The 12,569-nt window shown below is 74.7% G+C and carries 9 protein-coding genes; 6 read left to right on the forward strand and 3 right to left on the reverse strand.

All coding sequences use genetic code 11. The annotated features are described in order from the left end of the window. Positions 1–4: 4 nt before the first annotated feature. Positions 5–586: a GNAT family N-acetyltransferase gene (locus ACIQBJ_RS17915; protein WP_400710573.1), complete on the forward strand. Its 582-nt coding sequence runs from the start codon at positions 5–7 to the stop codon at positions 584–586. A 7-nt stretch (positions 587–593) separates the two neighbouring features. Here the strand turns inward: ACIQBJ_RS17915 and hrpB are convergent, their stop codons facing one another. Further along, positions 594–3,116 carry an ATP-dependent helicase HrpB gene (gene hrpB, locus ACIQBJ_RS17920; RefSeq protein ID WP_400710576.1) on the reverse strand — a complete coding sequence of 841 codons (2,523 nt, stop codon included), beginning with the start codon at positions 3,114–3,116 and terminating at the stop codon, positions 594–596. Between the two features lie 5 nt (positions 3,117–3,121). After that, positions 3,122–4,039 (reverse strand): class I SAM-dependent methyltransferase, encoded by a 918-nt coding sequence (locus ACIQBJ_RS17925; protein ID WP_400710579.1) that lies wholly within the window; start codon positions 4,037–4,039, stop codon positions 3,122–3,124. Positions 4,040–4,463: 424 nt separating this feature from the next. On the opposite strand from ACIQBJ_RS17925, the gene rpsA reads away from it, so the two are divergent. The 3 genes from rpsA (at position 4,464) to ACIQBJ_RS17940 (ending at position 9,107) form a co-directional block, all read left to right on the forward strand. After that, a complete protein-coding gene (gene rpsA, locus ACIQBJ_RS17930) occupies positions 4,464–5,954 on the forward strand; it encodes a 30S ribosomal protein S1 (protein WP_014135162.1) in 1,491 nt (496 codons plus the stop codon). A 229-nt stretch (positions 5,955–6,183) separates the two neighbouring features. Next, positions 6,184–8,433: an MMPL family transporter gene (locus ACIQBJ_RS17935; RefSeq protein ID WP_400710584.1), complete on the forward strand. Its 2,250-nt coding sequence runs from the start codon at positions 6,184–6,186 to the stop codon at positions 8,431–8,433. A 29-nt stretch (positions 8,434–8,462) separates the two neighbouring features. Further along, complete coding sequence (locus ACIQBJ_RS17940) at positions 8,463–9,107, forward strand: MBL fold metallo-hydrolase (protein WP_400710587.1); 645 nt, start codon at positions 8,463–8,465, stop codon at positions 9,105–9,107. Positions 9,108–9,342: 235 nt separating this feature from the next. Here the strand turns inward: ACIQBJ_RS17940 and ACIQBJ_RS17945 are convergent, their stop codons facing one another. After that, the gene (locus ACIQBJ_RS17945; protein WP_400710590.1) at positions 9,343–10,242 is read right to left on the reverse strand and encodes an alkaline phosphatase family protein; all 900 of its coding nucleotides are present in this window, start codon (positions 10,240–10,242) and stop codon (positions 9,343–9,345) included. Positions 10,243–10,455: 213 nt separating this feature from the next. Here ACIQBJ_RS17945 and coaE point away from each other — a divergent pair, with 213 nt between their 5' ends. Next, positions 10,456–11,052: a dephospho-CoA kinase gene (coaE, locus tag ACIQBJ_RS17950; protein WP_400710593.1), complete on the forward strand. Its 597-nt coding sequence runs from the start codon at positions 10,456–10,458 to the stop codon at positions 11,050–11,052. 233 nt (positions 11,053–11,285) lie between these two features. After that, positions 11,286–12,533: a helix-turn-helix domain-containing protein gene (locus ACIQBJ_RS17955; RefSeq protein WP_400710596.1), complete on the forward strand. Its 1,248-nt coding sequence runs from the start codon at positions 11,286–11,288 to the stop codon at positions 12,531–12,533. The last annotated feature ends 36 nt before the right edge of the window (positions 12,534–12,569 follow it).

Here is a 12,569-nt window from a genome sequence, read left to right on the forward strand (position 1 = left end):
CCGGATGCCCACCTTCTCCGACAAGCCCACCCTGCTCGGTACGAAGACCCTGCTCCGGCCCGTCCGGCCGGAGCAGGACCTCCCGATGCTCCGCGTCATGCTCGACGACCCGGACGTGCTCCGCTACACCTCGGACTCCTGGACGCCCGAACCCCCGGAGTGGACCGAGGAGATGGAGCAGCGCCTCGTCGACTGGTACACCACCCGCAACGACCAGCCCGACCGCCTCGACCTGATCGTGGTCGACCGCGCCACCGACCGCGGCGTCGGCGAGATCGTCCTCAACGAGTGGAGCGAACCCAACCGCTCCTGCAACCTCCGGATCGCCCTCGGCCCCGACGGCCGCGACCGTGGCCTCGGCACCGAAGCCGTCCGCCTCCTCACCGACCACGCCCTCCGCACCCTCGGCCTCAACCGCGTCTCGCTCTCCGTCTACGCCTTCAACCCCCGGGCCCGCCGCGCCTACGAGAAGGCCGGCTTCAAGCTCGAGGGCATCCGCCGCCAGGTCCTCCGCCACGGCGACCGGTGGATCGACGACATCGACATGGCTGCCCTGGCGGAGCACTGGAACCAGCACGAAGCCTGACGGACCGTCACTTGCGCGGGTTGGCGCGGCGGGTGGGGGTGGCGGTGGTGGGGTCCTCGGGCCAGGGGTGGCGGGGGTAGCGGCCGCGGAGGTCGGCGCGGACGGCGCGGTAGCCCTCGTGCCAGAAGGTCGCCAGGTCGCCGGTGACGGCGGCCGGGCGGCCGGCGGGGGAGAGCAGGTGGACGGTGAGCGGGACCAGGCCGCCCGCGAGGGCCGGGGCGGCGGGCCAGCCGAACAGCTCCTGGAGCTTGGCCGCGAGGACCGGCCGGTCCGGGTCGGAGGCGTAGTCGACCCTGATCCGGCTGCCGCTCGGCACGGTGATCCGCTCCGGGGCGAGTTCGTCCAGCCGCCCGGCCAGGCCGCCCGCCCAGGGCAGCAGGCGCTGCAGCGCGGCGGCGGTGTCGATCCGCTCCAGGTCGGCGCGGCGCCGGGCCCGGGACAGCTCCGGCTCCAGCCACTGCCCGGCGGCGGCCAGCAGCGCGGCGTCCGAGACGTCCGGCCAGGGCTCGCCCAGCGCCCGGCGCAGGAACGCCAGCCGCTCGCGCAGGCCGCTCGCGGCCGGGGGCCAGCGCAGCAGCGCCGAGACGCCCTCCCGCTCCAGGCCCTCCAGCAGCGCGGCCCGCAGCAGCGCCGGGTCGGGGTCCGGGAGCGGCACGGCGGCCAGTTCGATCGCCCCCAGCGCCTCCACCCGCCGGGAGGCCACCTCCCGCTGCCGCACCGACCAGCGCACCTCCTCGCGGGCGTCCAGCAGCGGCGCGGCCGCCCGCCGGGCGGTCGCCTCGTCCACCGCGACCGCCCGCAGCACCCGCGCCGACGGCGACCCGGCCGGCCGGTCCGCGACCGCGACCGCGAGCCACCCGCCGGACGGCAGCCGGGTGCCGGCCGGCAGCTGCGCGGCCGTCCCGGACGCCATCAGGTACGCCCCGTCCCCGCCCTCCCGGGCCCGCGCCACCCGCTCCGGGTACGCCAGCCCGACCACCAGCCCGGCCGCGACGGCGTCGGACGGCCCGGACCCGGCACCGGCCCCGGTGTCGGACCCGGTGCCGTCCAGCGCGCGCTCCAGGCGGCGGGTCTCGTCCTTCCAGCGCCGGGCGTACGGGTCGGCGGGGGAGCGGCGGACGGTGCGGTGGATCTCGGCGAGGTCGTCGCCGAGGGTGCGCGGCGGCTCCTCGGAGAGCAGCGCGACCAGTTCGGCGGCGCGGCGCGGGCCGACGGCGGGGGCGCCGTCGAGCAGCGCGCGGGCGAGCCGGGGGTGCAGGCCGGTGCGGGCGATGGCGCGGCCGCGGTCGGTGGGGCGGCCCGCGCCGTCGACGGCGGCCAGGGCGCGCAGCACCTCCCGGGCGGCGGCCATCGCCCCCGCGGGCGGCGGGTCGGGCAGGGTCAGCCCGGCGGCGTCCGGGTCGCCCCAGCAGGCGGCCTGCAGGGCGAAGGAGGTGAGGTCGGCGAGCGCGATCTCGGGGGTGGGGAAGCGGGCCGCCCGGGCGTCCTCGGCCTCCGCCCAGCAGCGGTACACCGTGCCCGGCGCCTCCCGCCCGGCCCGGCCGGCCCGCTGCCGGGCCGCGGCCAGCGACGTCCGGACGGTGACCAGCCCGGACAGGCCGCGGGCGTGGTCGGTGCGCGGCTCCCGGGTCAGCCCGGAGTCCACCACCACCCGCACGCCCGGCACCGTCAGCGAGGACTCGGCGACCGAGGTGGCCAGCACCACCCGCCGCCGCTCGCCGGGGGCGAGCGCCGCGTCCTGCACGGCCTGCGGCGCCTGCCCGTGCAGCTGCAGCACCTCGACGCCGTCCAGCTGCCCGGCCACCCGGGCGATCTCCCCGACGCCCGGCAGGAAGCACAGCACGTCGCCGTCCCGCTCGGCCAGCGCCCGGCGCACCGTCGCCGCGACGTGCGCCAGCAGCGCCGGGTCGACCCGCGTGCCGTGCGGCGGCCGGACGGCGGCGGGCGGCGGCGCCCACACCGTCCGCACCGGGTGCGAGACGCCCTCGGCGGCCACCACCGGCGCGCCGCCCAGCAGTTCGGCCCAGGCGTCGGTGTCGGCGGTCGCCGAGGCCAGCAGCAGCCGCAGGTCGGGGCGGAGCGCGGCCCGGACGTCCAGCAGGAAGGCGAGCGCGGTGTCGGCGTCCAGGTGCCGTTCGTGGCACTCGTCGAGCACCACCGCGTCCACGCCCGGCAGTTCGGGGTCGCGCTGGAGGCGCTGCAGCAGGACGCCGGTGGTGACCACCTCGACCCGGGTCTCCGGCCCGGCCCGCCGCTCGCCGCGCACCGTGAACCCGACCGTCCGGCCGACCGGTTCGTCCAGCAGCCAGGCCATCCGGCGGGCCGCCGCCCGGACCGCGAGCCGGCGCGGCTCGGCGACCAGGACGCGGCGCGGCGCGCCGCCGAGCAGCCCGGCGAGGGCGAGGGGCACCAGTGTGGTCTTGCCGGTGCCGGGCGGTGCCGACAGCACCGCCGCGCCGTGCTCCTCCAGTGCCGCGGCGAGCGCGGGGAGGGCGGCGCGGACCGGCAGTTCGAGCCCCCCGGGCCGCACCGCGCTCAGCCGTTCCGGACGGCGACGAAGATCGCGGTGCCGGGGATGTGCTCGCCGCGCAGCGGGCTCCAGCCGCCCCACTCCTGCTCCAGCTCCTCCGGCCACTCCGGCTCCACCAGGTCGACCAGCGCGAACCCGGCCGCGACCAGCTCCCGCACCCGGTCGCCGAGCGTCCGGTGGTGCTCGACGTAGGTGGCGACGCCGTTCTCGTCCTGCTCGACGTACGGGGTCCGGTCGAAGTACGAGGAGGTCGCCGTCAGGCCCTCCACCCCCGGCTCGTCCGGGAACGCCCAGCGGATCGGGTGGGTCACCGAGAACACCCAGCGCCCGCCCGGCCGCAGCACCCGGTGCACCTCGCGCATCAGCCGCCCGGTGTCCGCGCTGAACGGCACCGCGCCGTACGCCGAGCAGGCGTGGTCGAAGGAGCCGTCCGCGAACGGCAGCACCGCCGCGTCCGCCTGCACCACGGCGACCGGCTCCAGGCCGCGGCCCAGGTCGATCCGGCGGGAGTGCTGCAGCTGCCGGTAGGAGATGTCCAGCGCGACCGGGCGGGCGCCCCGCGCGGCCAGCCAGCGCGAGCACTGGGCCGCCCCCGAGCCGATCTCCAGCACGTCCGCGCCCTTCAGCGCCGCCGGGTCGCCGAGCAGCCGGACGTCGGCCTCGTCCACGCCCTCGGGGCACCAGGTGAACCGGTCGTCGCCGAGGAACTCCCCGTGCTCGTCCTGGTAGTCGTCGGCGTTCCGGTCCCACCAGTGCCGGCTGGCCCGGCTCGACTCCTGCTCCCCGGCCTCCCGCCGGAGCGCCTCGTCGTCGTCCTCCGCGTCCTCCGCCCCGTCGACCCCCTCGTACACGGAGGGGACGTCGTACCCGGCCGGGTCGTAGTCGCGGGGCTCGTCGGTACCGGGGGTGGTGGAGTGGGTCATGTGATCCGTCACGTAGGCTGTGGGCTTGCGGAAGCGCTGCTGCTGCGGAGCCGGTCCTCCAGGGGACCGGGTCGGGCGGTGGCATCCGGGGTAGGGCCGGTTGTCCAGGCCGCCGCGAGGTGCGCCATCGGAGGATATGGCCTGATCCGTCCCGGCCTCTACCGGTCTCGTCGGCTTCGGCGTTGACCGTGCCCGGGTGTCCCCGTATGCTACAAGTTGCGCTGCGGGCCTGCGCGCCTCGGACGGAGCAGGTCGCGCTCGCATCTGTCGAAATGACCCCACGGTCGTCAGACGGACACCGGATTCCGGTTCAGGAATCTTCGGTGGGCCGTTTTCTGGCCTGCACGGCTTTCGGTGGGAGCGATCAGGGCCCCCCGCGTGGCAGTACCTACGACTTCATGTCCGTACCGGAGCCCTTTTCCTAATGACGAGCCCCACCGACACCTCTGTCAGCACCACCCCGCAGGTCGCGATCAACGACATCGGCGACGCGGAAGCTTTCCTCGCGGCGATCGACGAGACCATCAAGTACTTCAACGATGGCGACATCGTCGAGGGCATCATCGTGAAGGTCGACCGTGACGAGGTGCTCCTCGACATCGGTTACAAGACCGAGGGTGTCATCCCGTCCCGTGAGCTCTCGATCAAGCACGACGTCGACCCGCACGAGGTCGTCAAGGTCGGCGACGAGATCGAGGCCCTGGTTCTCCAGAAGGAGGACAAGGAGGGCCGTCTGATCCTGTCCAAGAAGCGCGCTCAGTACGAGCGTGCCTGGGGCACGATCGAGAAGATCAAGGAAGAGGACGGCATCGTCACCGGTACCGTCATCGAGGTCGTCAAGGGTGGTCTCATCCTCGACATCGGCCTCCGCGGCTTCCTCCCGGCCTCGCTGGTCGAGATGCGCCGCGTCCGCGACCTCCAGCCCTACGTGGGCAAGGAGCTCGAGGCGAAGATCATCGAGCTGGACAAGAACCGCAACAACGTGGTCCTGTCCCGCCGTGCCTGGCTGGAGCAGACCCAGAGCGAGGTCCGCCAGACCTTCCTCACCACCCTGCAGAAGGGCCAGGTGCGCTCCGGCGTCGTCTCCTCGATCGTCAACTTCGGTGCGTTCGTCGACCTCGGCGGCGTCGACGGTCTGGTGCACGTCTCCGAGCTGTCCTGGAAGCACATCGACCACCCGAACGAGGTTGTCGAGGTCGGCCAGGAGGTCACCGTCGAGGTTCTCGACGTGGACATGGACCGCGAGCGCGTCTCCCTGTCGCTGAAGGCGACCCAGGAGGACCCGTGGCAGCAGTTCGCCCGGACCCACCAGATCTCGCAGGTCGTCCCGGGTAAGGTCACCAAGCTGGTTCCGTTCGGTGCGTTCGTCCGCGTGGACGAGGGCATCGAGGGCCTGGTCCACATCTCCGAGCTGGCCGAGCGCCACGTCGAGATCCCGGAGCAGGTCGTCCAGGTCGGCGACGAGATCTTCGTCAAGGTCATCGACATCGACCTCGAGCGTCGTCGCATCAGCCTCTCGCTGAAGCAGGCCAACGAGTCCCTCGGTGCCGACCCGGCGTCGGTCGAGTTCGACCCGACCCTGTACGGCATGGCCGCGTCCTACGACGACCAGGGCAACTACATCTACCCGGAGGGCTTCGACCCCGAGGCGAACGACTGGCTGCCCGGCTTCGAGAAGCAGCGCGAGGAGTGGGAGCGGCAGTACGCCGAGGCCCAGGCCCGCTTCGAGCAGCACCAGGCCCAGGTCATCAAGTCCCGCGAGGCGGACGCGGCTGCTGCCGCCGAGGCCGGCGAGGAGGCCCCGGTGTCCGGTGGCGGCTCGTACTCCTCCAGCAGCGACGAGGGCTCCGGCGCGCTCGCCTCGGACGAGGCCCTGGCCGCGCTCCGCGAGAAGCTGGCCGGCGGCCAGAGCTGAACAGGCTCCGTGCTTCGGCAGCCGTGTAGCTGACTGAGCAGCAACCCCCCTTCCAGGGTTTCCCTGGGCGGGGGGTTGCTGCTTTTTTGCGTCCGTTCACATGGGGGTGCTGTGGGGCTTAAGTGGCGTTTATGTGAAGGGAATTGTGAGATGAGGCTCATCGTCCGGCTATAGGACGGGCAGGTGGTCGCACATACATTGAGGGGACTTGTCCGAAAGGTTCCCCCGCATGCGCAGCTCCCGCTCCACCGCAGCAGAGGTCCAGGCATTCCAGGTTTCCGGCCGGTTGGCCGCGCTCGGGCGGTGGTGCTTCCGGCACCGCCGCTGGGTGCTGGCGTTCTGGGCGGTGGTGCTCGCGGCCGGGGTGCTGATCGGCGGACGGGTGTTCGAGGGCTCGGTGGCGGCGACCGGCAGCGGCGGCTCGGAGTCGGCGCGCGGCACCTCGGTGGTGCAGGCCGCCGACCCGGTGCAGGGCACCGTCACCGCCGTGGTGGACGGCCCCGCGGTCGACGACCCGGGCGTCCGGGCGGCCGTCGAGCAGGCGAGCGCGGAGATCGGGAAGCTGCCGGGCGTGGTCTCGGTCGCGGACACCTACGCGAGCGGCGGACAGCTGACCGCCGGCGACGGCCGGGCCTCGCTGGTGAACGTGCGGATGGCGGACGGCTCGACGGCCCGGCAGCTCACCGCGGTGACGGACCGGCTGGAGCGGATCACCGCCTCCGGCGCGCACACCGTGGTCGGCGGCGACCTGGTGCTGCAGCAGGAGGTCAAGGACCAGACCGCGAAGGACACCCGGTTCGGCGAGATCGTCACGCTGCCGCTCACCCTGATCGTGATGGTGCTGGTGTTCGGCGGCCTGGCCGCGGCCGGGCTGCCCGCGATCGGGGCGATCGCCTCGGTGGGCGGGGCGCTGCTGGCCATGTTCGGGTTCAGCCGGGTCATGGACATCGACACCTCGGTGCTGCCGATCGCCACCGTGCTCGGCCTCGGCCTGTCGATCGACTACGCGCTGCTGATGGTCAACCGGTTCCGCGAGGAGCGCGGCCACGGCGCGGACATCGCGCAGGCCGTGGAGCGGACGGCCGCGACGGCCGGTCGGACGGTCGCGTTCTCCGGCCTGACGGTCGCGGTCGCGCTGAGCGGCCTGTTCGTCTTCACCAGCCCGGTGTTCCGGGCGGTCGGGGCGGCCGGCGTCAGCGTGGTGGTGATCGCGGTGGCGGCGGCGCTGACGCTCGTCCCCGCGCTGCTGGGCTTCATGGGGCGCCGGATCAAGGCGCCGACCGCGCCCGTCCCCGACGAGGGCTTCTTCTCCCGGACGGTGCGCCGGGTGCAGCGCCAGGCCGTCCCCGTGATGCTGGCCTGCGTGGCGCTGCTGCTGGCCGCCGGGGCGCCGTTCCTGGGCTCGGAGTTCCGCAACTCCGGCGCCGACGTGCTGCCGAAGAGCTTCGCCTCCCGGCAGGTCGCCGAGACGGTGCAGGACCGCTTCCCCGCACAGGCCCCCGCCGCCGTCCAGGTCGTCGTCGAGGGCGGCGCGCAGCAGGCCCAGGACTACGCCGACCGGGTGGTCGCGAAGCTGCCCGGCGTCTCCGGGGTGCGCGCCGTCACGCCGCTCTCGGACCGGGTCGCCACCGTCGACGTGCTGGTGCACGGCGACCCGCAGGGCGAGGGCGCCGAGCGGGTGGTCGGCGAACTGCGCGCGGACCGGGGCGGCCTGCGGACGTACGTGACGGGCGACGCGGCCTCGCTGGTCGACTTCCAGCACGAGATCGGGACGCGCGGGCCGTGGGCGCTGGGTCTGGTCGCGGCCGGGACGCTGGTGCTGCTGTTCCTGATGACCGGCTCGGTGGTGCTGCCGGTCAAGGCGCTGCTGATGAACGTGCTCTCGCTGGGCGCGTCGCTGGGCGCGCTGACCCTGGTGTTCCAGCACGGCTGGTTCAGCGGGCTGCTCGGGTTCACCCCGACCGGCGGCCTGGAGACCGTCATCCCGGTGCTGGTGTTCGCCTTCGCGTTCGGGCTGTCGATGGACTACGAGGTGTTCCTGCTCGCCCGGATCAAGGAACTGCACGACCAGGGGCACGACTGCGCCCGGTCGGTGGAGCTCGGGCTGCAGCGCAGCGGCCGGATCATCACCTCGGCGGGCCTGCTGATGGTGATCGTGTTCGCCGGGTTCGCCGCCGGGCAGATGCTGATGGTCAAGCAGATGGGCATCGCGCTGGCGGTGGCCGTCGCGGTGGACGCCACCCTGGTCCGCACCCTGCTGGTGCCCGCCACCATGACCCTGTTCGGCCGCCTCAACTGGTGGGCGCCCGCGCCGCTGCGCCGCCTGCACGCCCGCATCGGCCTGGACGAGCACGTCGAGCTGCCGCCGCTGGCCGCCGCGGTGCTGCCCGCGCAGCGGCCGGTGGCGCCGGAAGCAGGGGCGCCGGAAGCAGGGGCGTCGGCGGGGCGGCCGGCCGGGGAGTTGCTCGGCGCGCCGTAGCTCGGGTCCGGCGTCGTAGTCTGGGCGGCATGCGACTGACGAAGTTCGGCCATGCCTGCGTCCGGATCGAGCACGCGGGCGGGGCGGTGCTGATCGACCCCGGCATGTTCAGCGGACCCGAGGTGGTGGCGGGCGTGAGCGCGCTGCTGATCACCCACGAGCACGCCGACCACTTCACGGAGGAGCGGGTCCGCGCCGCCGTCGAGGCCAACCCCGGGCTGCGGGTGTTCACCAACGGGGCGGTGGCCCGGCAGCTGGAGGGGATCGGGACGAAGGTGACGGTGGTCGGCGACGGCGACGCGTTCGACCTGGAGGGGCTGCCGGTCACCGTGCACGGCGAGTGGCACGCCGAGATCCACCGGGACATCCCGCGCATCCCCAACATCGGCTTCCTGCTCGGCGGCCGGGTCTTCCACCCCGGCGACGCGCTGACCGCCCCGCCGGACACCGTCGACACCCTGCTGCTCCCGCTCGGCGCCCCCTGGCTGCGGGCCGGCGACCTGGTCGACTACCTGCGCGACGCCCGCCCCCGCCAGGCGGTCGCCATCCACGAGGCCACCCTCAGCGAGGCCGGGCAGGCCGTCCACGGCCGTCTGCTGGGCCCGCAGGGGCCGGGCACCGGCGGCGTGGAGTACCGCACGCTGGCGGCGGGTGAGACCCTCGAACTGGTCTGACGGGCCGGTGGGGGGCACGGGAGGGGTTCGCGGGAGCGGGAGCCTCTCGCGGAGGCTAGTACCTGTCGCAGAGGTTGGAGCCTCTCACGATAGTGACGCCCTGTTGTGCCGGTGAACGCATCCCGCTTCGGGTGGAAGCTCTGGCAATAGTGAGACCCTCTCACTCTCGTGACGGATCGTCGGGGAGTGAGAGGGTCTCACCGGTGTGACGGCCCCTCAGCTGTGCGACGGGGTGTCAGGCGCTCGCCCCGGCAGGGGTTTCGGCGGCGACCGCCGTCGGGAACGGCCGGCCGTCCAGGGTCCAGTGCGGATCGGGGACGATCTCCAGGGCCGCGTAGACGTGGGCGGCGACGTCGGTGTGGTGCAGCGGGCCGACGGGGGCGCCGGGGGTGATGCCGGGGCCGGCGGCGGCGATCCAGGCGGTGCGCTCCAGGGCGGTGCGGCCGCCGTGGCCGCCCGCGTCGACGTGGCCGTGGTCGGTGACCACGATGACCGTCCACTCCTCGGCGGCGTACGTCGGGCGTGCGCGGAGGGCGGTGAGCAGGCGGCCCAGGCGGGCGTCGGCGGTCTCGATCGAGCGGCGGTAGTCCTCGCCGCAGCCGCGGAAGTGGGCCGTCTCGTCGACCGCGCCGAGGTAGACGAAGCTGGCCTGCGGGTCGTCGTCGGAGCGGGCCAGCACGTACTCGGCCTCGGCGGTGACCCGTTCGTCGCAGACCTCCCACGCCTCGGGGGTGTCCTCCAGCGGGGCGATGTACGAGAGCCGGCCGGGGGCGGCGAACAGCGGGCCGCCGTCGCGGGCCAGGAACAGCGGCTCCCAGCCGCCGACCGCGAAGGTGCGGCGGCGGTGGGTCCCGGCCAGGCGGGTGGTGAAGTCCGGGAACACGTCGAGCCGGTGGCCGCCCAGGTGGTTGCCGTAGACGCCGTGCTTGGCGACGCCGACGCCGGTGGCGATCGTCGCCCAGCAGGGCCCGGACATGGTCGGCGTGGCGTCGTCCACCTCGACGGGGGCGAGGAAACCGGCCGCGGCGACCGCGTCCAGGTGCGGGGTGCGCAGGCTCGGCAGCAGGTCGAGGCGGACGCCGTCGATGCCGACGACCAGGACCCGGCGCGGGCCGGCGGGCCAGAGGCTGGACACGGGTGGTGCTCCGATCGTTCGGGGGTGGCTCGGCTGTGCGGCACCTTAACCCGTGCGTCCGGACCCGCGAAGCTGTACGGACAACCGCCGCCGGACGCCCCTTGGGGGACCGGTCGGAGTGTTCCCGTGAAGTTCTCCCGTCGTTCTCCTCGCCGGCGCCCCGTGCGGCGGCCCCGCCGCCCGGGCCGCCGTACGGGCCGGTAACCTGGCGGCATGCTGAGGATCGGACTGACGGGCGGGATCGGCGCGGGCAAGAGCGAGGTCTCCCGCCAACTGGCCGCGCACGGTGCGGTGATCGTCGACTCGGACCTGATCGCCCGGGAGGTGGTCGCCCCCGGGACGCCCGGACTGGCCGCCGTCGCCGCCGAGTTCGGGCCGGAGGTGCTGCTGCCCGACGGCGCGCTGGACCGGCCCGCGCTGGGCCGGATCGTGTTCGCCGACCCGGCCCGGCTGGCGAAGCTGAACGCGATCGTCCACCCGCTGGTCCGGGCCCGCTCGGCCGAACTGGAGTCCGCCGCCGGGCCGGACGCGATCGTGGTGCACGACGTCCCGCTGCTCGCCGAGAACGGGCTCGCCCCGCTGTACGACCTGGTCGTGGTCATCGACGTGCCGGACGAGGAGCGCCTGCGCCGCCTGGTCGCCCTGCGCGGCATGCCCGAGGACGAGGCCCGGGCCCGGATGGCCGCCCAGGCCACCCGCGAGGACCGCCTCGCCGTCGCCGACCTGGTCCTCGACAACAGCGGCGACCTGGACCGACTCACCGACCGGGTCGACGAGTTGTGGCGGCAGCTGGAGCGGCGCGCGGCCTGACCCGGGCCCCGGCCCGGGCGGCGGACCGGCACCCGTCCGGCGGTAGCCGGTAGCCCCCGGAACGGGCGGGGCCGGACCGTGGGCCGGTCTGCCTGCGGAATTGGCAACGGGAAACCGCAGAGTAACGCTCCGGAAGCGATCAGTCGCATGCCAAGATTCCCTCGGAGCGCCGGGGAGCGCTCCTCATCGGTCTCCCGGCGTGTGCCAGGGACGTACCCAGGGGGTGGTTTGGCATGCTGCTGTCCCATCGCTTCGGGGCCGAACTGCGCCGGTTGCGCGAGGAGCGCGGCCTCTCGCTCGAAGGGCTCGCCCGGCAGCTCAGCTACAGCAAGGGCTACCTCAGCAAGGTCGAGAGCGGCCAGCGCCGGGCCTCCCAGGAGCTCGCCCGCCGCTGCGACGCGCTGCTCGGCGCCGACGGCCGGCTCCAGCGACTCGCCCTCCGGCCCGGCCCGGACGGCTCCGGTTCCGACGGCTCCGGCTCGGGCTCGGCTTCCAGTGGTTCCGGCGGCCGCGGCGACCGGGCGTCGGCGCTCGTGGTCCTGCCCGGGCCCGGCGTGCTCGCCGACCTGCCGTCGCGCCCCACCGCGCTCGCCCCCGAGGTCCCGGCGCTGCTCCGGGCCCAGCTCGCCCACTACCGGGCGCTCGGCCAGCACCTCGACCCGGCCCTGCTGGTTCCCGGGCTGCACGCGCAGAGCGAGACGACGGTCCGCCTGGCGCTGCGCTGCGAAGGCCGGGTCCGCTCCGAACTGCTGCTGATCGCCGCGCACTTCATCGAGTTCGGCGGCTGGATGGCGCAGGAGGCGGGCGACCGGCGGACCGCCCTGGCGCACACCGAGCGGGCCGCCGAGCTCGCCCGGGCGGGCGGCAACCGGCACTTCGCCGGGTACGCCCTGGTCCGGCGCGCCCTGATCACCTTCTACGCCGGGGACGTCGCCGCCACCGTCGGGCTCGCCACCGCTGCCCAGGACCGCCGGCTGCCGCCCCGGATCCGCGGCCTCGCCGCGCTCCGCGAGGCGCAGGGCCACGCCCTCGGCGGCGACCGGACCCGCTGCCTGCGCAGCCTGGAGCGCGCCGAGGTGCTGCTGGACACCGCCGCGGCCGTCCACGAGGACGGGCCGCCGATCGGCACCGGGAACCTCGCCGACCCGGCCGCGATGACCACCGGCTGGTGCCTGTTCGACCTCGGCCACGCCCGGCGCGCCGCCGAGGTGCTGGACCACGAGTACGCCCGGATTCCGCCGGGCGCGACCCGGGCCCGGATCCGCTACGGCCTGCGCCGGGCCCTGGCCCACGCCGGCGCGGGCGAGGCCGAGCACGCTTGCGCCCTCGCCGCCGGGGAGATCGGCGCGCTCGCCGACGTCCCGTCCGCGACGGTCCTCGCCGACCTGCGGCGGCTCGACCGCGAACTGCGGCGCTTCCGGGCCAACCGGGCGGTGCGCGCGTTCCAGCCCGCGCTGCTGCGCGCGCTCACCGGCTGCTGACGGACCGTCAGGCCGTTTCCCCTTTCCCGGGCGGGA

The sequence above is a fragment of the Kitasatospora sp. NPDC088391 genome, from assembly GCF_044753345.1.
In the GTDB taxonomy this organism is placed as follows: Bacteria; Actinomycetota; Actinomycetes; order Streptomycetales; family Streptomycetaceae; genus Kitasatospora.